This window comes from Westiellopsis prolifica IICB1, assembly GCF_004323185.1.
In the GTDB taxonomy this organism is placed as follows: domain Bacteria; phylum Cyanobacteriota; class Cyanobacteriia; order Cyanobacteriales; family Nostocaceae; genus Pelatocladus; species Pelatocladus prolificus_A.
Map to the genome: position 1 here is coordinate 1,671,623 of NZ_NAPS01000001.1, position 20,942 is coordinate 1,692,564.

At 42.4% G+C, this 20,942-nt stretch carries 15 protein-coding genes; 6 read left to right on the plus strand and 9 right to left on the minus strand.

The genetic code is table 11. The features are described from left to right. Positions 1-39: 39 nt before the first annotated feature. Together B4U84_RS07170 and B4U84_RS07175 are read right to left on the minus strand one after the other, a co-directional pair. The gene (locus tag B4U84_RS07170) at positions 40-468 is read right to left on the minus strand and encodes a type II toxin-antitoxin system VapC family toxin (protein WP_016861003.1); all 429 of its coding nucleotides are present in this window, start codon (positions 466-468) and stop codon (positions 40-42) included. Further along, positions 465-719 carry a FitA-like ribbon-helix-helix domain-containing protein gene (locus B4U84_RS07175; protein WP_017308889.1) on the minus strand — a complete coding sequence of 85 codons (255 nt, stop codon included), beginning with the start codon at positions 717-719 and terminating at the stop codon, positions 465-467. Before B4U84_RS07175 ends, B4U84_RS07170 begins: the two co-directional genes overlap by 4 nt. A 185-nt stretch (positions 720-904) precedes the next feature. Here B4U84_RS07175 and B4U84_RS07180 point away from each other — a divergent pair, with 185 nt between their 5' ends. Further along, on the plus strand, positions 905-1,918 hold the full coding sequence (locus B4U84_RS07180) for a serine/threonine protein kinase (protein ID WP_131116486.1): 1,014 nt from the start codon (positions 905-907) through the stop codon (positions 1,916-1,918). A 265-nt stretch (positions 1,919-2,183) separates the two neighbouring features. Beyond that, positions 2,184-3,794: a serine/threonine protein kinase gene (locus B4U84_RS07185; protein ID WP_131116491.1), complete on the plus strand. Its 1,611-nt coding sequence runs from the start codon at positions 2,184-2,186 to the stop codon at positions 3,792-3,794. Positions 3,795-3,970: 176 nt separating this feature from the next. Here the strand turns inward: B4U84_RS07185 and B4U84_RS07190 are convergent, their stop codons facing one another. The 3 genes from B4U84_RS07190 to B4U84_RS30415 all read right to left on the minus strand — a co-directional run bounded on the left by B4U84_RS07190 (position 3,971) and on the right by B4U84_RS30415 (position 6,110). Then, positions 3,971-4,759 (minus strand): Uma2 family endonuclease, encoded by a 789-nt coding sequence (locus B4U84_RS07190; protein ID WP_131116494.1) that lies wholly within the window; start codon positions 4,757-4,759, stop codon positions 3,971-3,973. A gap of 110 nt (positions 4,760-4,869) precedes the next feature. Then, entirely contained in the window at positions 4,870-5,175 is a 306-nt protein-coding gene (locus B4U84_RS07195) for a YkvA family protein (RefSeq protein WP_017308893.1), read from the minus strand. 791 nt (positions 5,176-5,966) lie between these two features. Next, complete coding sequence (locus B4U84_RS30415) at positions 5,967-6,110, minus strand: hypothetical protein (protein ID WP_165490255.1); 144 nt, start codon at positions 6,108-6,110, stop codon at positions 5,967-5,969. Between the two features lie 299 nt (positions 6,111-6,409). Here B4U84_RS30415 and B4U84_RS07200 point away from each other — a divergent pair, with 299 nt between their 5' ends. Then, positions 6,410-8,173, plus strand: a complete 1,764-nt coding sequence (locus tag B4U84_RS07200) for a Rieske (2Fe-2S) protein (RefSeq protein ID WP_131116497.1) — start codon at positions 6,410-6,412, stop codon at positions 8,171-8,173. Positions 8,174-8,283: 110 nt separating this feature from the next. Next, complete coding sequence (locus tag B4U84_RS07205; RefSeq protein WP_017308895.1) at positions 8,284-8,532, plus strand: hypothetical protein; 249 nt, start codon at positions 8,284-8,286, stop codon at positions 8,530-8,532. A 60-nt stretch (positions 8,533-8,592) separates the two neighbouring features. Here the strand turns inward: B4U84_RS07205 and B4U84_RS07210 are convergent, their stop codons facing one another. Both B4U84_RS07210 and B4U84_RS07215 read right to left on the minus strand, forming a co-directional pair. Further along, the gene (locus B4U84_RS07210; RefSeq protein ID WP_131118772.1) at positions 8,593-10,224 is read right to left on the minus strand and encodes an RluA family pseudouridine synthase; all 1,632 of its coding nucleotides are present in this window, start codon (positions 10,222-10,224) and stop codon (positions 8,593-8,595) included. 319 nt (positions 10,225-10,543) lie between these two features. Then, a complete protein-coding gene (locus B4U84_RS07215; protein ID WP_131116500.1) occupies positions 10,544-12,583 on the minus strand; it encodes an EAL domain-containing protein in 2,040 nt (679 codons plus the stop codon). 801 nt (positions 12,584-13,384) lie between these two features. Here B4U84_RS07215 and B4U84_RS07220 point away from each other — a divergent pair. Both B4U84_RS07220 and B4U84_RS07230 read left to right on the plus strand, forming a co-directional pair. Then, positions 13,385-14,152, plus strand: coding sequence for a toll/interleukin-1 receptor domain-containing protein (locus tag B4U84_RS07220; RefSeq protein WP_131116503.1), 768 nt, complete (start codon positions 13,385-13,387; stop codon positions 14,150-14,152). A 171-nt stretch (positions 14,153-14,323) separates the two neighbouring features. Continuing rightward, positions 14,324-15,742 carry a tetratricopeptide repeat protein gene (locus tag B4U84_RS07230; protein ID WP_242677560.1) on the plus strand — a complete coding sequence of 473 codons (1,419 nt, stop codon included), beginning with the start codon at positions 14,324-14,326 and terminating at the stop codon, positions 15,740-15,742. A gap of 384 nt (positions 15,743-16,126) precedes the next feature. Here B4U84_RS07230 and B4U84_RS07235 read toward each other — a convergent pair whose 3' ends face one another. Next, the gene (locus B4U84_RS07235; protein WP_131116506.1) at positions 16,127-17,119 is read right to left on the minus strand and encodes a PRC-barrel domain-containing protein; all 993 of its coding nucleotides are present in this window, start codon (positions 17,117-17,119) and stop codon (positions 16,127-16,129) included. 57 nt (positions 17,120-17,176) lie between these two features. Next, positions 17,177-20,866, minus strand: coding sequence for a chromosome segregation protein SMC (gene smc / locus B4U84_RS07240; protein ID WP_131116508.1), 3,690 nt, complete (start codon positions 20,864-20,866; stop codon positions 17,177-17,179). Positions 20,867-20,942 lie beyond the last annotated feature (76 nt).

Below are 20,942 nucleotides of genomic sequence, written 5' to 3' on the forward strand. Positions count from 1 at the left end.
CCCGCTCCCCGATCCCCAATCCCCGCTCCCCAATGCTGACTACGGATTGGATATGTCTTCTACCCACACAAGTTTGTCGGCAAAAAAACTAATCTTGAGCGAGTTGTAGAATTTGCGATCCGCTGTGACAAGTTGGCATTCTTCCGTAAAAGCAAGAGCTATATAAAAACATTCATCTACAGTCTGTGCTAGGCTATTCGCCATTTCCATAGCAGTTTCTAACAGCAGTGTTGAAGGATAAGTCTGCAACATCACTGTCTTAAAATTATGTATAATTCTGCGGCTTGTTTCTTGGGTAATTTCCCCTAGCTGAACTTTTTTCCACAAAATATGCCCAAACTCAGGTAGTAGTAAGTCTGGGGCTAGTAATTCATAAGTTCCGTCCAAAAGACGAGCTGCTTTTTCGCTGTTAATCTCTGGTATGAACCATTTAACAGCCACAGTCGCATCAACAACGTAGCGATTCACTTATTTTTCTCCTTTCTGAGGAGTTCTGCACTATCGGTATGGATATTACCTACTAATTGCAACCGCATTTGGAAAGCAGCTTCTCTCACCTTTGCCATATTGGCTTGCTTGCTTGAAGTTGCCTCACTTTGTACTGCCATCTCCAAGATCCGTTTGATTTCTGCTTGCAAAGAGTGACCGTGCTGTTTGGCAAGGATTTCTAGCTTTTCTAGGATGATGGGGTCTAGGTCTTCAACCAAGACTTGAGCCATAATTGACTTTTTATGAGTTTGTTATATGGATTAGCTTTTTGAGATTATAGCTTGCTGTGGCGAATGCCTTACCGATAATAAGATACAAGAGTGTGCTTTCCGCCAATTTTCGGTAAAACCAGGCTCAGGCTGTGAAGATTTTACATATGTGAGAATTGATGTAAGTATTTTGGGAGTTGTTTTGCGTGGCTTGGGTAAATGGCGATCGCTTACAAAATGGCAAATACACCATTGAAAGAAAGTTAGGAGAAGGACGCTTTGGAATCACATATTTGGTCAAAAACAGGAATGGCGATCGCTTAGTCATTAAAACACTAAACGATGACTTGCTCAATTCCCTGAGTCAATCGGAACGCGATCGCTTGGAGACAATGTTTTTGCGGGAGGGTTTAAAACTCACTCATTGTCAACATCAGCACATTGTTCAAGTTACAGACACCTTTAAAGAAGGAGAACATTCGTGTCTGGTAATGGAATATGTGGATGGAGTGAGTTTAGCTGATCGTCGCCAGCAAAGACTTTCAGAATCAGAAGCACTACGTTATATTCAGCAAATTGGGGAAGCTTTGATAGTGGTGCATAAAAATCACCTGATTCATCGGGATGTGCGCCCAGGAAACATCATTTTGCGGGTGCGAGAAGGACAACCGGAAGCGGTGCTGATCGATTTTGGTTTAGCTTTAGACTTTGACCATATCTTAACCACAAACCGAACTAGGGAAACTTCCGAAGGATTTACACCGCCAGAGCTTTACGCTCAAAATACTAAAGCAAATGCCTATAGTGATATTTATTCTCTAGCTGCAACTTTATATGTGCTTCTCACCGGACAAACACCTGTGAGTGCGCTGAGACGTAGGATAGATAAGGCTCGTTTAGTTCCTCCCAAAGACATTAATGATCAGATTAGCGATCGCACCAACCGAGCAATTTTGACTGGTATGAAATTAGACCCCAAACAGCGATCGCAATCAATGCGGGAATGGCTCGATTTATTGGGGTTAAGTGGGGACACTAGTATAACGGAGACATCTGCACCACCAAAACCAGAACCAAAAATTAATTGGATTGCAGTAACTGCGATCGCAACCTTAATTGCAGCTATTGGAACCTTATTTTCAGGTATGGCTGGTTGGATTCCGATTTTCAAACCATCTCCGTCTCCTAGCCCAACATCCAATACGGTTCCGATAAGATAAACAACCGCTTTAGAAATAGAAAGAAGGAGAACAGGAAGAGAAAAAATCATTTCGGCAAGCTCAAAAACCATTTCGGCAAGCTCAAAAACCATTTCGGCAAGCTCAAAAATCATTTCGGCAAGCTCAAAAATCATTTCGGCACTTAACTGATAACTGATAACTGATAACTGATAACTGAATCGGTCATCTATCAAAACTCCGTAGAATTAGCTAAAATCTCATCAGTATGCTGGCTTAAAGTAATTATTCTAACTTTGAGGTATTCATGCCTTGGGTAACAGGACAACAACTGCAAAATGGCAAATATGTAATTGAAGAAGTCCTGGGACAGGGAGGATTCGGGATTACTTATAAAGCATTGCAAATTGAGTTAAATCGCCACGTTGTTATTAAGACACCGAATGAATATCTCAAACATGACCCAGAATATGACAAGTATGTAGAGCGATTTATCCGAGAAGGGCAAATACTAGCACGTCTATCTCAAGATCCCCATCCTCATATTGTGGGAGTTATTGATCTGTTTCGGGAAGGTAACACCCATTGTCTAGTAATGGAGTTTGTAGCCGGAGAAAATTTGTTTGAAGTAGTGAAGCGCAGGGGAGCGTTACCAGAAGCAGAGATTGTGCATTGTATTCGCCAGATTGGAGAAGCTTTGATGGTGGTGCATCAAGCGGGACTAGTACACCGAGATGCTCACCCCGGAAATATTATGTTGCGGAGAAATGGTAAAGCGGTTCTGATTGATTTTGGCATTGCCAAAGAACTCGTACCTAAAACTTTGAGTTCAACAGGCAATGCGGGTAATCAGGGGTTTGCACCATATGAACAGATGACTAGGGGTAGTCGGGAGCCAACAGTTGATGTCTATTGTCTGGCTGCCACTCTCTATTATGCAGTGACAGGCCAAAGTCCCACAAATTCACTAGCTCGCAAGCTCGATAATACTCCTTTGACTCTACCCAAACAAGTTATTCCAGGTATCAGTGACAAATTAAACCGAGCAATTCTCAAGGGTATGGCGCTGGAGGCAAAAGACCGCCCCCAGTCAATGCAGGCGTGGTTGGCAATGCTTGAAGTACCACAAGCGACACCTCCACCAACTGTTGAGCCAGTTCACAGGAAAGAAGTTGTTCGTCCGACTGTCTATTCCAGGAATCCACCTGTCACTTTCGGCGATGTTAAACCAGTTCACAGGAAAGAAGTTGTTCATCCCAAAGTTAAGCCGGAGTCAAAGGCTACTCCAAGTAAACCAGCCACTAAACGAACTATGGCTATGCCTTGGGACTTATTATTTTTTTACTTAGTATTTTATAGTTTGATAAGTCACCTCTTGATTAGATCTCATGCCCCATTCTGGGCTGTGGCTATGGTTGTGACGATGGCCGTTACGATGGCTGTGGCTGGGGCTGAGGCAGGCAATGCAGCCTTGACACTAGCTTTGTTTGTAAGTGCAATTATAGCTGGAGTTTTGGTCGGTGCTGGGACTGTAAGTTGGATTGTAGCTTGGGTTTCAATTATATTCGGGGTTGGGACTGGGATAATTGGAGCTGGAGTTTTGGTTGCTGCTGTGGCTGTAACTGGAGTTGGGGCTATGGTCGATAAAGTTAGAGGTTTACTGGTTGTGATTCTGGTCATGATTCTAGCTGTGTCTGGGACTGTGTCTGGGACTGTGTCTGGGACTATGTCTGGAACTGTGTCTGGGACTATAGCTGGGGCTATGGTGATTTTGATATTTGGACTTACAGGTTTGCTTGGAGAGGAATTACAAAAATCTATGAGCAAGTTTTATAGTTTTCTGATTTTGGCTGGCACTTCCAGTTTAGGTTTGGGTTTGGGATGGATAGGACACTTAGTCTTTAACACACGACCATAGTTTACTCAAGCTCCCGGAGATAAATAATTGAACCAAAGTTGTATTGGATAGAGAAGTGATGCACCTTAAAACCAAACACCAAAAATATTACACATCTTCGACAATGAATGTAGAGACGTGCCATGGCACGTCTCTACAAGGGTTTCGGGTAACGCAGAATTAAATTCGGTCGATGTCTATAAGACATCTGGTTCCACGCCGAGAGCGCGCAATTGTTCAGCCAAACGATCCGCTCGTTGACGTTCTTGTTCTGCTCGTTGAAATTCTTGTTCTGCTCGTTGACGTTCTTGTTCGGCTCGTTGAGATTCTTGTTCGGCTCTTTCCTCACCAGTCAACAACAAATTACCTTGCAAATCCCACCAGCGCAGCCAGGGTAATTCTACATTCTGATATTGTCCCTGCCAAATGCCCAACTCAACCCCCAAAGGTGTAATCGGATAATGTCCCCGTTCATTTGGTGCTAATAGCTGATACTGTCCTTCAATTAGGTGATAAACTTCGACACTGGCTTTTTTCGCTTCATAAATGCCATAAAAAGGAGGACGAATCACTTGCTCATAAATCCAAAATTTACCCTTCCAAGGAGTTTTGTCTCGTTCCTCAGCACTATCCCCAGACACAAATTCTAAAACAATCAACGGGGCAATAAACTCTCGCCAAAACACATAAGACCTCCGCGTTTGCCCATCCAGTAAAGGCGGTACATTCCCGACATAAAACCAATCCGGTGCTTCTGCTCCTTTCTCTGGGGGATCAGTCAAGCGCCAGTAAATACCTAAATCCTGCCCAATACAATATTGGCTATCGGGATGTAGTTTCTCAAGAATTGGTGTAATCGAGTCAGTCAGTAAAATACTTTGGGGATGCTCTTGCCAATTTTTCACAAAAGTGCCGTTAGACTCTGGTAACTGCGTATGATCTGGGAAAGGGGTGAGGGTGTCGGGTGAATTGATTGCAGAGGTCATAAGGCTACCTTTGCAGGAATAAGGGTTGTCTTCTAGTTTAGCAATAGAGGCAGGAAAAGAGCTGTCTGAATACATTTGGCTATCAGACCACGAGGACAAGCTAGAAGTATTTAGTTTAATGGCACAGCATCAATATCAATCACAGTAGCTGTTTGAGTCGAATTTGATGCAGCAGAAGTAACTTTTTTACGGTTTTTGAGTTGTTCTAAAGCAATTTGAGAAACTTCAGCAATCACAAAGCTAGCAATCAGCCCATCATCAATCCATCCTACAACTGGGACAACATCTGGTGAAATATCCAGGGGACTGATCAGGTAAAATAAACTCGCAGTAATTGCAAACCAGCGATATTTAGGATGATGCAGAACTTTACGGATTCCGTTTTGTAAGAACTGGGTAAAAAATCTTTTTCTCATTAAAAACACCTCCAATTAACAAGATGATCTTGACAAATTTATCTACAAAAATCTGGTGTAGATCACCCTTGGTTTTGTAGTGAAAATACACCATCTCATATATGTATGGTTAAGCGTATGTTGAGAGTCAGCCAAGAATGAAATAGCCCAGATTGGGAAGATTGGCTGCAAAATCAGACTAGAGAATTAAGACTAATTACTTCTATTGAATGTAGACCAATTTAGGACTTAGTTGGTTAGCTTGAGACTAGGAACTGAAATACTTAAGGTGAAAAAATGAACAGGACACTACTAACTATTTTGATATTTGTGTTCTTACTCTTGTTTATTATCTCCCCCTTTGCTGGTCTTGCTAATTTACTGCTTGTGTTGTTATTTGCGGCGTTGTTCTTTTTGATCAGTAATTTATTTCAAGCACTTATCGGTAGTAAAACTGATTCTCATAGTGGATGAAATAAAAATGAAAATAATTAGTAAATCTTAAATTGTAGTGGCGTGGCAAGGCTTAATTTATGTATTAACAAACCGCAGAGGCGCAGAGAACACAGAGATAGAATCAGAGATTTATTGCAATATTTTAGTCTTGCCACACCACTACTTAATGTTTAATTTATAAATAGGCTCTTACTCAAAAATACAAGAGTTTGAACAAAAAGATGCTTCTAGCTAAAGAAACAAGAAGCATCCAAAATTAGTGTTTTGACTTGGGCGACTTCACATATACAGTACAATTGTACTGTATATGATTAACAAATGACCAACGATAACTACTGTGCGATCGCACAAGGTAATTATCCTCTTGTTAAACGGATATGTTCTAGAATTTTCTGTTTGCGCTCATTTGAGATGGAGTCGGGCGTAAGCTTAATGAAATCGTTGGTACTCCGAGCCAGATGCTCCATGATTCGCCTTTGACGTTCAGATTGTGTAGCCATAATCTATTACCTAATCAGGTGTAAAATGCTACTTATCTCTTAGAAGGCTTTGGATTTTAACTAATCATTTGTCTGAGTACATTTTAGCGAATACTAAAAATAGATTCAGTTTTATAAATTAATTATTTCTTCAAGCTACAAGCTAATAGCTATTAACAGGTTTATAGCTATTCAAGTGCGTAGACGCTGCATCGGCTTGTCGTCAGCAGCTCATTAAATCACAGCACTCCTGCGTTTTGTGTAGGAGAACAGCTACAGTAAAAGAAAGAACTTGCCATCTTCCGAGGAGGAGGTGCAATATGAGTCAAGCTTTGGAAGTAAGGAAAAATACTGAGCATTATGTATGCGTGGCTCAGGTTGCTGATGTCAAAGCCGCCGCTTATGCAATTGTTTATGTCGAAGGACAGGCGATCGCACTGTTTGATCACAATGATAAAATTTACGCTATAGATAATCGTTGCCCACACATGGGTTTTCCTTTACACCGAGGCACTGTTAAAGATTGTATTTTAACTTGTCACTGGCATCATGCCCGTTTTGACTTGGCGAGTGGTGGCACATTTGACGCTTGGGCTGATGATGTACGTGCTTTTCCTGTAGAGATTCGTGGTGATCAGGTATGGATAGATTTAGCACCCCATGCAGACCCCCAAGCTCACCAGCGTCAGCGCCTCCAAGATGGTTTAGAGCAGGGTATCTCGTTGGTAATTGCTAAATCAGTGATTTCTTTGCTGGATGCAGGTATCGAACCAGCAGAACCATTCCGCATCGGACTTGATTTTGGCGTGCGTTACCGTAATGCAGGTTGGGGAACAGGTTTGACAATGCACACTTGTATGATCAACCTGCTACCGTACCTCGACCCGGAAGACAGACCCCGCGCCCTTTATCACGGACTGGCTGCTGTGGCGCGTGACTGTGCTGGTCAACCACCACACTTTGGAGTTCACCCTTTACCCACATCTGCACCCGATATAAATACATTAAAAAGATGGTTTCGCCAGTTTCTTGAAGTACGTGATGCAGAAGGTGCAGAACGGTGTTTAGTATCGGCGGTGCGTTCTGGTGCTGACCAAGAGCAAATCGCTGAGATGTTGTTTACTGCTGCCACCGACCACCGCTATATTGATGTGGGTCATGTTCTCGATTTTACCAATAAAGCTTTAGAAGCTCTGGATGCTACAAATTGGCAGAATGCAGAATCAGTCCTAACTAGCTTAGTTGCTGGGTATGCCAGTGCTGAACGCATGGAAGAATCAAATTCCTGGCGTTATCCAGTGGATTTAGTGGCAATTTTGGATCGTGCTTTTGCAGAAATTCCAGCAGCCTTAGAATTAGGACAGGATAAACAAGGAACCTGGGCAAATCGTGAAGCATTAGTCACAATAGTTCTAAGTGAAGATGCTCAAGCGATCGCAGACTCACTTTTAGAAGCACTGCGAACTGGTTGTACCGAAACAGAATTAGCCGGTGCTGTCGCCTATGCAGCAGCATTGCGAATTGCTCGTTTTCACACCAATAATGATTTTGGGGATTGGGATACAGCCCATCACACTTTTACTTTTGCGAATGCAGTCCATCAAGGATTACGGCGCGTCGCTTCCCAATCATTGCTGCGGGGTGTCTTCGATGCAGCTATGAGTGTGTATCTCAACCGATTTTTAAATGTGCCACCTGCACGTCTACCACAACCAAAGGAAACAGTAGACAACCCAGAAAAACTGCTGGATGAACTACCAAAATTACTGGATCGACAACAACAGGTGAATGAAGCAGGCGCCTTAGTCGCTCGTTACCTATATGGTGGTGGTAATCCTGATCGACTTTTAGCCGTACTGGGTAAAATGCTATTGCGCGAAGACCGCAGTTTTCATGTGATTCAAGAAATAGAAGCAGCTTTTCGTCAGTATAGTTTGCTACGCGATACAAAAGCAGGAAATCACGTCTTAATTGCGGCAACCCGCTATTTAGCAGCCCATGCACCAACCATGCGATCGCAAGGACAAACTTATCAAATGGCACATCGGTTACATCGAGGCGATCGGTTATTTGAAGAGTCGTAAGTTTGTGGGATTGGGGACAAAACAAGTCAAAAGTCAAAAGTCAAAAGTCAAAAATTTCTTAATTATGCCCAATGACAAATGACAAATGACCAACATTAAAGAGATAAACAATGGTACAGGAAATTAGATCCAATGAACCGCAATATGTTTGTGTTGTTGCTATTGATAAAATGACAGGTAATCAAGATGAAGAAATTATGACACTTGGTGTGTCTGCTGATGATGCCAAAGGGCAAGCAATGCAGTTATTAGCAGATAATTATCAATGTCAGGAAGCACAAATTGTGGAGTTAATGCAACAAGCAAAAATTGAACCTATAGGTCAATGGTGTGCGCCAAAATTGGCGGGTGAAGATTGAGGTGGGGATGTGGAGACGGTGTAGAGACGCGAAATTTCGCGTCTCTACTATTTTTCAAAATTAAAATGGCGTTTTTGTTTGTAAATGCAGTCTTTTTCCTAACTGAGGATGATCAAAACTGAGTTCTCTGGCGTGTAGATGTAACCGACTCGCCTCTGCACTACATCCATAAAGACGATCGCCTAAAATCGGAATCCCAAGTCCTGTTGGATCAGCAGCATGAACTCGCAACTGATGGGTGCGTCCTGTGAGGGGGATAAATTCTATGCGAGTGTAGTTTGCTTGTTTGCTAATTACCTGGTACTTTGTCAAACTAGGTTTTCCATACTGCCAATTTACTTGTTGATAGGGGCGATTCTGAGGATTACCCCACAGTGGGAGTTCGATGACACCTTGGTTAGTGTTGATAGTACCAGTAAGCACGGCTTCATAAATTTTGTGAACTTGGCGTTGTTGAAATTGTTGACTTAGTTGACGATAAGTTTGGCGATCGCGTGCCAATAACAGAATACCAGAGGTTTGTTGATCTAAGCGATGCACAGGAGTCAGTGCGATTCCATCTGGTAAAACATGGCGTAAACGACTGAGAACACTGTCTTGAGTGTCGCGATAACGACCAGGTACTGATAATAATCCTGGGGGTTTGTTAACAACAATCAGCCATTCGTCTTCGTAGAGAATCGGAATTTCTCCGGGAGGATGAGGTTGCAATCCCGACAGCAAAAACCCCATTAAAGGCTGACAGCGTTCGACACAAGCTCCGTAAAATTCTCCCTGAATTTTATCCTGATTAACAGAGGACGGCCCCCACCAAAATTCCGCCATTGCCAATGGTTTTAAATTATGGGTTGCGGCGTAGTGGAGTAATTTAGGGGCGCAACAGTCACCAGTACCAGTTGGTAAACCTTCTGGAATTAATTGTTGTAGCGATCGCGACTGTCCAAAGAAATTCATCATAGAATAAGCGGCGTGCATCTGTGCTTGTAGTTGGCGGGATAGTTGTTTGCGCTGCTGTTTCAATTCCCCGATACGTATATCTGCGATGTCAATTATTTGCTTGAGTGGTTGTAATTGTTCATCCCGTTGGCGCTTGAATTTTCGTCGTTCAATTCCGTCTCGACGACTTTCTGCTTCCAGTTGTTCTAAGGCTGTTGTCAGTGCTTCTCCTGTGAGGGTTGTGTTAAATAGGTGACGTTGGGTGTGGCGTTGCTGTTTGCGATCTCTGTGGCGATCGCTCATTTGTTGTAGTTGCTGTTCAAACTCATCAGATAATTTTTCGTATTGCTGTCGTGCGGGAAGTTGCTTGAGGGTAATCAGTTCCTGTTTAATAGTATCCAAATCAGCCAACGTCCGAGCTTCATCAATAGCAACCTCATCTCGTCCAGGAATCGGTGGAACCCAACCCGCAACTATACTACAACCATTCAGTAGTCCAGAGAAAGCTTTGAGTATCCGTTGTTCACCATCAACCATTTCTACTAGTAATATCCCGTACATCTTGCCTTCACGGGAATAGACCTCATCGTTAGCAAGGTATTGCATGAAATTATATGCGATCGCTTCTACTAAAAGAGTGCGGGGGAGTTTTAGTAGTTCGCCAGTTTGAGGACAAATACCTTCATAGTAATAGCTAGGGGATGAGTTACTGATTGTAGAGTTGTTAGGAAGGTTGAACACTAATGCTGATAGCATATCGTAATAGACAGGCACGGATATCATAATTTAACTTAAGAGGGAACTCTTAACAGGGAACGGGCAACAGGGAAATCCCCATAATTAAAATCAGGGGATTTGTGCAAGGACACATTCCAATTCTGTTAAGAGTTCCCGATCCGAAGGAGCTTGGTGAGCAAAAACCCGCCTGCGATTGAAATCGCAGTCTCATAGCGAAAGTCTGCTTAAGCAGACTGATTTGTTTGAGATTTTATGAAGTCGTCTTCAGACGACTTGTGCTATTAGCTAAGGGTTTAAACCCTTAGTGTAAGAAGAGCCATCCGCCAAAAATTTTTGACTACTTTGTTCTCCATTTCAATTGCTCAAAAATACTTTGATACTTCTCTTTATCTAATCTTCCCTTAATCTCTGAAGTTGCCATCCCAAGACTATGTCCCTGAATGTATTCAACCCCAAGTTCAACTACTAATTCTTGGAGTGAAAATTTACTATATTCATCAAATCCTTCAATAATAGTAAAACAATTAAAATCGTATTTTAAATCAACTAAATATTCTATAATACTTCTTCCCAACCTTTTCTCAAAGTGAAGAATTTCTCTATCTACTTTCACATAGGTAGGATCAACCTCTTCTAATCTCGATACGGAAGCATTGCCAACTCCAAAATCATCAACAGCAAACTTGACATCATAATTCTTTCTGTATTTTCTGGCTATACTCTTAAAGCTTTCTAAACCTTTGCCTTCATTATTAATAATTTCTGGGAGGAGAGTTTTTTCCGAGATTTCAAGCATGAGTTTTTTACCTGAAAGCAACTTCTGATTTCCTCTGACTAGCTTACTCAATAAATTCTCATATGCTGTGCGAAGAATACTTGAAGGATAAACATTAATTGAAAGCATTTTTTTCTCGTCATATCTCTCTGTTCTTGACTTCTCCGTAGCTTGCTTGTAAGTCCGCAATGCTTTCTCTAAAATATAAAGGTCTATCTCTGTTTGAAAACGTACTCCCCACATTTCAGCAATCTTGAACAAATTAACTGGAGCGCGACCAGTTTCTGGATCACGTGCTAAAGCTTCCCAACCAGCAATTGTCATATTTTCGTCATGTCTGTCAAAAAATATGATTGGTTCAAATAAAACTTCTATTTTTTGTAAGGACTCATGAAAACCTTTGAATCTTTCCTCATATACTGCATCACTCACATGATTATATTGACGCTTGACTGCGTCATACATTCTGTATTTAATGTGTTCTTTTGTTTTTAGTTTCTGATATTCTTCCTCAGAGTCATATAAACTACTGAGCATAGTGCCAATAATATCTTCTAGGGACTCTAATTGAGTCGATAAACCAAAAATAACGATAATAGAGTTTGAGTTTTTGTTGGGTATAGTGATCAGATAACCTTCCTCAGTAAAGTCTGGCTCTTTTTCTATATAAATTCTGTAGGGACTCTCTGCTTTTAAAGCTTTGGAGTATCGATTTTTCAACAAAGAATTGAAGGTATTTGAACAAACTTCAACTGCTAAATCAGTAGATTTACTCTCATACAAAACCCTGTCGCGCCCATATTTATATATGTAGACTAGCTTGGCATCGAAGAAATTTCTGATCGCATCAGTGATCATTGTTTCTGAGCAGTTATCAAAATTTATTATCTCGATAAAATCTTCTATAAAGCGGTCATATTTCTCTAAAATACTGCTTACTGGTTTAAAATAAATACCTCTTTCTCTGGAAGGTTCTTGAGTTACTGATTGTACGATATTTTCACTTTCATCTTGAAATGTTAAATAACCGCCTTGTTTTCTTTTGCAAGAAGGCATTAAGTTTTCTGCGGCTCCATAAAGTTGCATAGTGATACACCCAAGCATATACGCAGATTCATAGGTCTTTCCTGAGCCTAGTGCATCGTAAAAACTAACAGCAAATTCAATAGCATCTCTATCTTGAATCTCTTGTTCCATGCCAATGACATAATCTATATATTGGCTGATGACTTCAACTTGAATTTTTGAATAACAAGCATTGAGAAGTACACATTCGACTTGGGTATTAAAGGATTTAAAGAGATTAGCAAGACCATCTATGCTAATTAACTGTACATTGCCTTGGTTGTCTTCTAAAGCTATGCCTTCCTCGGCTTTACCATGTCCGCAGAAGTGAACAATATTAGGTTCTACCTCAGTCATAGCTCTGACTAAATCTCTTGGACGTACAGCCCATCTCGTTTCTAGATTAAACTGATTACGATTTTCTGATCTCTTGAGAGCTTCCTCAATATCTCGAACTTCCTCTGCTAGGCGTAATTGCGTAGTATTTTTAGGGTTTGCAGCTAAAATTAAAATCGTTTTTTTCAATTTTTCACTCATGTTGAATTAAGTATCAGTATATTTTGTATCTTAATATTCAATATAAATTGGTAAGTCTGAAATCAGAGTCAATCGATTTTGGATTTTGGATTTTAGATTTTGGATTAATTCCACCAAGCAATCCGCTTTCTTGTAGCATCAAAGAATGATTGGTAAATATTGCTTGGTTAACAGACAAGAATATTCGCCTGAAAGCTTAAACCAATTGAAATTGCTTAAAAGCTTGCCCAGTAAGCTAAAAGCTTAGTTTATCTTCAAAATATTCTCGTTGACGAGTATCAAAGACTCGTCGTCGAGTATTAAAGACTCGTGGACGGAGATCAAAGACTCGTTGACGAGTATCAAAGACTCGTGGACGGAGATCAAAGACTCGTTTACAAAGCTAAGGGTTTAAACCCTTAGCTAATAGTACAAGTCGTCTGAAGACGACTCTAATATATCAAGCAGTCCGCTTATGCAGATTTTTGCTATGAGACTGCGATTTCAATCGCTGTTTTTTGAAGATTTGAGATGCTCCCAGTTTCTACGGCTGAGGCTGTGATTCTCGTTACTAGGCTAAACATGCAATATTAGATAAAAGATTATACTCTTGTTCTCTAGCCTGTGCGATGAACTCATGCTGTGAAAAAATACGTCCTTATATAAATCCCCTTATTTTAATTATGGGGATTTCTCTGTTGCCTGTTGCCCGTTAAGAGTTCCCTTTTAAATTCAAAGACAAACTAGAAAGCTTATCTCATAAGCATTAATTGGATATTTTGTTATTCGCAAGTCCCTTAGATTTATTTTTTATATAACTTTATGGATGATCAAGAAGCACTACAGAAAACTCTCAACCGCGCCCGTCGCGCTCTCCAAATATTAGAAGAGCAAAAAGCTGGTTATGGAATTCGAGTTCCAGTAGATTTGCAAATTGAACTGGAAGAAAAGCAAAAAGAAGTCGCTAGCCTAGAGGCACGATTGAATCATAGCCAGGGAGTTTTGAACACAACCGACAGTATCGGGACAAATCAAAAGGAAGTTTTTATCTCCTACACCTGGCGAGATGATCACAGCGAACCATTTGTCCAACAACTGGAAAAAGCATTTCAGAATAAAGGTATCACAATTATTCGAGATAACAATGCAGTTGGCTACAAAGAACGATTTCAAGAATTTATGCAGCGATTGAGCCGTGGTAAATGCGTGATTGTGGTCATCAGCCACGAATATTTAAAATCTGAAAATTGTATGTATGAATTAGTTGAAATTGCCAAGAATGAAAACCTTGAAAAGCGAATTTTTCCTATAGTTTTAGCAGATGCCCAAATTTATGATCCTATTGAAAGCATTAAATATGTTAAGTATTGGGAACAAAAAATTCAAACATTAAATGACGCGATGAAAGAAGTTAGCGCCGCCAATTTGCAGGGATTTCGAGAAGAAATTGACCTATACACTGAAATTCGCAATATGTTTCCTAATCTCAGAAAAGTGTTGAAAGATATGAATGCCATGACAACAGATATTCATATCAAATCAGACTTTGAAGCATTGTTCAAAGCGATCGCCAAAAGTTTAGATGAGTAAGCTGAGAGCGAATGTAGAGAAATATCTTGTTACCCCTCCTCCCCTTTTCCTTTTTCAAGTGTAAATCCTGAAAATTATTTTTAAATTTTATGGATGATCAAGAAGCACTACAGCGAACCCTCAACCGCGCTCGACGCGCCCTCCAAATATTAGAAGAAGAAAAAGCTAGTTATGGAATTCGAGTTCCAGTCAGAAATATTGACTGATGTGTACAATGCTGCTGGCGGCAACCCCTTAGCATTGGATTGGACGCTGGGACAGGTAGCATACAAAGGCTGTTCGATTAGTACTGCCTTAGAGCGGTTGCGAAATGCTCCCGATTCTGCCGAACTCTACGGTTTTCTGTTTGCTGATACAGCCAGTGATCTCTCAGAAAATGATCGTACAGTCTTATCTGCCCTGGCTATATTCCGCACACCAGCAACAACAGCCGCCCTGGTAGATGCAACGGGTTTAGGTGGCAACAAAATCCAAGTTTCTGTAGACAAGTTAGTGACTTTATCATTGGTGAACGACTTGGATGGAGAACGGTTTGGGCTGCACCCCCTCACCCGCACCTATGTCCGGGCAGCTTTGGATGGAACAGAGAGTATTGGGACTGTGCCTCTAGTGGGTAGAATCAAATTTGACTCTGCTGCCCAACGCAAAGTTCTACGTTACTGGGTGGACTATGCCCAGAAGTACGGGGGACATGATAAAGATGCCTATCAAAACTATGACAAGTTAGAAGCCGAGTGGCAGAACTTGGAAGGCGTAGCAACAACCCTGCGGGAAATAGCAGGTATCCCCGGCACACTGAAAGACCGACAAGCTGCCCAGATGCTGATCGATTTGCAAGGCGCTTTGTATCAATTCCTCTGGTTTCGAGGCTACTGGGATGAGCGAGTGCGTTTGAGTGAGTGGCGATATCAGGCAGGAAAGGCGCTGGGTCAATGGAGTGATGCTGGTTGGGGTGCTTATAGTGTTGCTTGGATTCACTACTGTCGGGCAGAGACAGAACCAGCAACAAGTTGGGCAGCCCGGATGGCGGAGGTGATGGAACAGGGCGGTAATCGTCGGGATAAGGCTGTTGCAATTCAATTGCAAGGACAAATTGCAGAGCAACGCCAGGACTACGCAAAGGCGGAGCGGCTGTATCAGGATGCTTTAGCAATTTATCGAGAGTTGGGGGATGAAGAGATGGAGGCGATCGCCCTCAACAATCTGGGAAATGTTGCGCGATCGCAGGGACAATATGATCGGGCAGAGTCCTACTACAAACAAGCATTGGCGATAGAAGAAAAGCGTGGTGGTAAACATATGCAAGTAGCTTATCTAGGCAGCTTGGGAAATCTAGCCCTTGACCGCAACCGCCCTACAGAAGCCCGCCCCTGGTTCGAGCGTGAGTTAGCTCTGGCGCAGGAAGTGGGGCGACAAGACTTAGTACCTCATGCTCAGGAGGGGCTGGCGCGGGTTCTGGAGGAGGAGGGGCGCTACGCAGAGGCGTTAGACTTGGCACAGGCTGCTTTGGAAATCCGGGAGCGCCTACGCGATAAGAACTTGGATTTTTCGCGCGGGTTGGTTGAGCGGTTGCGGAGTAAGGCGACGTGACAGTTGTCAGTTTTGAAGAGGACGCGGGGACGCGGAGATTGATCTGTTGCAACACTATAAAGCAATAAGTCTCTTTCTTCTCTCTGTGTCCTCTGCGCCTCTGCGGTTGATTAGAAAAAATGACTTTGACAAAGAGTGCTAGCCTTAACACCAAGCGTATTGGATTATAGAGAATTACTATTACCCCTCATTGAAAGATCCCCGACTTTTCTAAAAAGTCGGGGATCTTTGATCACTGTTAACTCAATACGGTTCGGATAAGACAAATCGATTGGTATCTAAACCCTGTAGAGACGTGCCATGGCACGTCTCTACATGCCCAAATCATGACGAAAAATTCTTAACCGAACCGTATTGACTGTTAACTGATCACTGTTAACTGATTTAATAGCCGCCTTCTTCTTCGTACTCTGGCATTTTCTCTTTGACTTTCTTAGGAATGTTCACCGGCTGTGGTGGTTCATCGTCCCAAGCGTCGCGCTTCAGGTCATCGTCGTAATCATCATATTCTTCTGTATATGATGATTTGGCGGTGTAAGGTTGGGGTGGTTCGTAGGGTTGGGCTTCGTACTTGTCTTTACCCGTGGCTTCACTCCAGTTGTCTTCCTCTTCTTCTTCGTAGCGGATAGACTCGTAGGCTCGTGCTTCCATCACCCGCCGTTGGGGACGTTCTTCTTCGTAATAGTCTTCGTCCCATTCCTGTTGTGCTACAGGTTCGGGTGTGCGAATCTTGGGTTTGATTGGTTCAATTGGGACTCCACTTGGTAGCTGGTTTGTAGGTGCAACTTGACGCGGTGCGTAGTTGTAATCGTCCACGTCTTCGCGTTCCCAAGGCGCTTTACCGATACCAAGGCGCTCTAAAATACCAACTGTTAATTGAGTTACCCGTTCTTCTGCACCCTCGAAGACGATTAATCTGTTGGGACCTGTGCTGACGATTTCTTCGATTGACATTTCGTAGGTACTGAGGAAGGAATCAGGAATTTGGGGTAGTCCTAAAGAGGCGATAGTGATAGAATATATTTTCCCGGTCTCGCCGTTGAACTTGAAGCCCCGGACTTTTCCTAAGACTTCTCCTGTTTCTGTAATTACTTCCCAATTTATCAGGTTGCTGAAAGCCTCAACCTCAATGTCTTCGATGACATCCTCGTTATCAACCAAAATTACATCCCCGATTTGGTTGATGTTGTTGAGGTACATATAGCGGGGTATGCCAGACACGGAGATCAGGCTGTCTCGTAAGCCAAGAGCCACAACCTCTCGCTGATCTACATCCACCCAGACTTGACTGACTATGCCTAGCCGTTTACCGTTGTCACGGGTAATCACCTGGGTATTCAAAATATCGGAACGCCTAATTATTTGTTCAGAGGTCATTCTATACCGAGTCCTGATCTCGAATCCGGTTATCTATACACTATTATTAACAAAAACTCAAGCAGATGTATTAGACGATTGTAACTTAATACCCAATACTTGAGTAAAAGCACCTCTGGCTTGAGTAACGCCAATTGTGCGTTCGGCTGATTCTATCATCGGGCGACGCAAACTCACAACTATAAATTGTGCTTGTTGCGCCTGTTGTTTAATCATTTTAGCTAATCGTTCTACGTTTGCCCCATCGAGAAACATATCTACTTCATCAAAGGCATAAAATGGCGAGGGACGATATCTTTGGAGGGCAAAAATAAAGCTTAAGGCGGTGAGAGATTTTTCTCCGCCAGACATGGAAGCAAGGCGCTGTACTGGTTTACCTTTGGGGTGGGCGACTAAGTTTAAGCCACTGCTAAAGGGATCTTCGGGATTGTCGAGTTGTAAATAACCATCACCTTCGGAAAGGGTGGCAAAAATGGATTTAAAGTTTTCATTAACGGCGTCGAATGCTTCTTTAAAAGCACGTTGGCGGAGTGTGGTAAAGTTTTCAATTCGTAACAATAATTCGGTGCGTTCTGCTTCCAATGTCTGCAATTTTTGACTGAGTTCTTCTAACCGTTTTTGTGTACGTTCGTATTGTTCTAACGCCAGCATATTAACAGGTTCCATTGCTTGTAGGCGTTTGGCAAGCGATCGCAATTCTTTTTGTAAGTCTTCTAAATCGACTTTATCTGGTACTTCTGGTAATGGTGATGGTAAGTCAGCGACTACTGTTTGCAGTTGTGCTTGGATGTTGGCGAGTTCTTCTCGTCGTGTTTGCTGGGTTTCTTGCAGTTTTTGAATTTCCCACTCTAGTTGTTGTTGACGCTGGGTATCAGCGCGCAATTCCTGTTCGGTGCGATCGCGCTTTTGTTTTTCTTCTCCCAAGTTCGCTTCCATTTGAGTTAAACGCTGGCGGGTTTGGGAGATTTGTTCGTCTGTGGTGGTGATTTCGGTGGAGACGCGATGAATCGCGTCTGTACAAGAGGTTTGTTGGGTTTGGTATTCAATGATACGCTGTTCGGATTCTTGGATTTTCTCCTGTAGGCGCTGTTGTTGGTTTTCTAGGTTTTTGAGGTTTTGTTCTGCTGTTCGTAAGGCTTGATCACGTTGTTGTAATTGTTGCTCTTGCTCTTTAATGACAGCTTGGATTTGCTGCCATTCCTGGGGAGTTTGGGAGGCTTCCAATTCTGCAAGTGCGTGGCGCAGTTGTTGTAATTGTTGCTCTTGTGATGGTAAATCCCGATCTAAGATTTCTAAACGTGATTGAGCAGAAGTTAACTTTTCGGTATTTTGGCTAAGTTGCGATCGCGTGGTTTCTAACTGCGTAGTCAGGGTTTTGATTTCTTTTTGTAACTGTTCTAGCTGTAATTGCTGTTCGCGCCGTGTTTGACGTGCTTCTGTTAATTCCTGCGAAAGTTGTTTGGCGCGAGTTGCAAGAGATGCGATCGCTTCGGTACAACGCTCTAAAATTCTTTCAATATCTTCCAATCGCTTTTTCAGTGCAATTACTTCATCGGATTCCGCCGTTTCACCACTACCAAAGCGTAACGCCGAACGTTGAAAAACGCTACCGCCAGTCATCGCACCGCTAGTTTCTAACAATTCGCCTTCGAGGGTGACAATCCGGTAAAGTCCCAGATTTTTCCGTGCGTTTTCTAAGGTGGAAAACACGACTGTATTTCCGAAAACGTAAGCGAACACATCGCGATAACGGGGCGCACACTCTACCAAGTTTACAGCATAACCGATAAAACCTTGAGCCAAGCGCAGGGTGGCGTCGGGTGTAAACCTGGGTGCTTGAATTTTGTTTAACGGTAAAAAGGTTGCTCTCCCCGCCCGTCTTTGCTTTAATAATTCAATCCCAGCTGCGGCGATAGAATCATTTTCCACGACAATATGTCCCAACCTTGCACCAGCAGCAATTTCTAAAGCGAGTTGAAAACGCGGTTCCACTCGTCCTAACTTCACAACCAACCCACAAATCCCAGACATTCCTGATTGTAAAATGACTTTACTCGCACCAGTTCCTTGAACTTCTTGCTGTGCTTGCGCTTGTGCTTCTAATTTATCCAACTGGCGTTGTTTTTCCCGCTGTTCTTGTAAAAGGCGCTTTTGGGTTTCCTGTTGAATTTGTAATTCTTGTTCTGTCGCGGTGAGATTTGGCGTTAGGGTTTCAATTTCTTGTAGAGACGCGAAATTTCGCGTCTCTACATTAGAAATTTGGGATTGTTTATCAGCAATTTCTGGTTCTACTGTTTGAATTAACTGGGTTTGTTCTTGAATTTGCTGTTGTAGTTGGTTGTTTCGTTCCCTTAGCTGTGCTTGTTCGGTGCGCTGGGGTTCGACGGTTTGGAGTAAAGTTTCAATTTGGCGATTGAGTGCTGTTTGTTGTTGTACCCACGCTTCCGAAGCTGATGCAATTTCTGCTGCTGCTTGGCGAGATTTTTCTAATTCTTGTTGAACTGCGTCCCGTTCATTTTGTAGAGACGCGAAATTTCGCGTCTCTACATTTTGTTGTTGCACCAACTGTTCTATAGTTTGTTGATGCTGTTGAATTTCTTGCTGAGTTTGAGTTAAACGCTTGGTTGTTTCTTGGGATGCTGTTTCGAGTTCAGTTTGTTGACGCTGGAGTTGTTTACGTTCGGCTTCTTGATTTGCCAGAATTGCTTGTACTGCTAACAGTTCTTCTTCTCCCAATGCTTTCACACGGGCGTTGAGTTGGTCAAGTTCAAGATTTTTTTGGGTAATTTGGGTGTTAAGCTGGGTGAGTTGTTCGGTAAGTTCCGTGGAAGTGCGATCGCCTGCTTGAATTTGATTAGCTAATTTTTCTTGGTGATTTTGCAAGGTACGCCAAGACAACACCGCTTCCCACTTTTGTTTTTCCAGATATTCAGTCCGGAGTTTTTGGTATTTTTCAGCTTTGGCTTTATCTTGAGAGAGGCGATCGCACTGTGCGGTTAATTCAGTTTCAATAATTCGACAACTGTCTTCTTTTTCCCGAACTTCTTCCAGAGTATCTTTCGCCTGATTAATTTTACGGTCAAAGGACGCCACCCCTGCCAACTCATCAATAATTTCTCGCCTTTCCCGCGCATTCATCGAAATAATGCTGGTGACGTCCCCTTGCAAAACGACGTTGTAACCTTCAGGATAAACCCGCAGACGTTCTAATTCTTCGTGTAACTCTGTCAGAGTACTAGAAATTCCATTAATGTAATAGTTTGATGTATAAGTTCCTTGGGGAGTCACACGTAACCTCCGAGTGACACTCCACTCCCCACCAGCTACAGCGCGGATTTTTTGTTTGCGATTTTTTTCGTCTTCTGTTTGTTCTGCTTCCTGTTCTACTGGTTCTGTTTCCTCTGCTTCATCGTCGAAAGTATCAACTTCGACAGTGGAAACAATCGGTTCCATTTCTAAAAATTCATCTTGTTCATGATCCAATAAATCAAACGTCACCGTCACAATTGCTTCCACAGCAGCACGAGACTTGCTAGTTTGAGTCGTGTTGACAAGATCAGGTAAGCGATCAGCGCGCATTCCTTTAGAACTCGCAAGTCCTAAACAAAATAGCAGCGAATCAAGAATATTCGATTTCCCGGAACCATTTGGTCCAGAAACGACAGTAAACCCCGATAGCAGAGGGACGGAGGTAGTGCCACCGAAAGATTTAAAATTGGTAAGTTCAACCCTTTTTATATGCACCATAGGCGCTGATTATTTGGCAAGGCGGAAATTTCAAGTGTATCAGTGAAAGTTGTGAATAGTCATTGCTCATTTGTCA

Excerpts from the sequence above, each read along its gene's own strand:
- B4U84_RS07210 (WP_131118772.1), bottom strand. The coding sequence starts at position 10,224 with ATGCTATCAGCATTAGTGTTCAACCTTCCTAACAACTCTACAATCAGT.
- smc (WP_131116508.1), bottom strand. The coding sequence starts at position 20,866 with ATGGTGCATATAAAAAGGGTTGAACTTACCAATTTTAAATCTTTCGGT.
- B4U84_RS07215 (WP_131116500.1), bottom strand. The coding sequence starts at position 12,583 with ATGAGTGAAAAATTGAAAAAAACGATTTTAATTTTAGCTGCAAACCCT.
- B4U84_RS07200 (WP_131116497.1), top strand. The coding sequence starts at position 6,410 with ATGAGTCAAGCTTTGGAAGTAAGGAAAAATACTGAGCATTATGTATGC.
- B4U84_RS07230 (WP_242677560.1), top strand. The coding sequence starts at position 14,324 with ATGGAATTCGAGTTCCAGTCAGAAATATTGACTGATGTGTACAATGCT.
- B4U84_RS30415 (WP_165490255.1), bottom strand. The coding sequence starts at position 6,110 with ATGGCTACACAATCTGAACGTCAAAGGCGAATCATGGAGCATCTGGCT.
- B4U84_RS07190 (WP_131116494.1), bottom strand. The coding sequence starts at position 4,759 with ATGACCTCTGCAATCAATTCACCCGACACCCTCACCCCTTTCCCAGAT.
- B4U84_RS07235 (WP_131116506.1), bottom strand. The coding sequence starts at position 17,119 with ATGACCTCTGAACAAATAATTAGGCGTTCCGATATTTTGAATACCCAG.
- B4U84_RS07185 (WP_131116491.1), top strand. The coding sequence starts at position 2,184 with ATGCCTTGGGTAACAGGACAACAACTGCAAAATGGCAAATATGTAATT.
- B4U84_RS07175 (WP_017308889.1), bottom strand. The coding sequence starts at position 719 with ATGGCTCAAGTCTTGGTTGAAGACCTAGACCCCATCATCCTAGAAAAG.
- B4U84_RS07220 (WP_131116503.1), top strand. The coding sequence starts at position 13,385 with ATGGATGATCAAGAAGCACTACAGAAAACTCTCAACCGCGCCCGTCGC.
- B4U84_RS07195 (WP_017308893.1), bottom strand. The coding sequence starts at position 5,175 with ATGAGAAAAAGATTTTTTACCCAGTTCTTACAAAACGGAATCCGTAAA.
- B4U84_RS07205 (WP_017308895.1), top strand. The coding sequence starts at position 8,284 with ATGGTACAGGAAATTAGATCCAATGAACCGCAATATGTTTGTGTTGTT.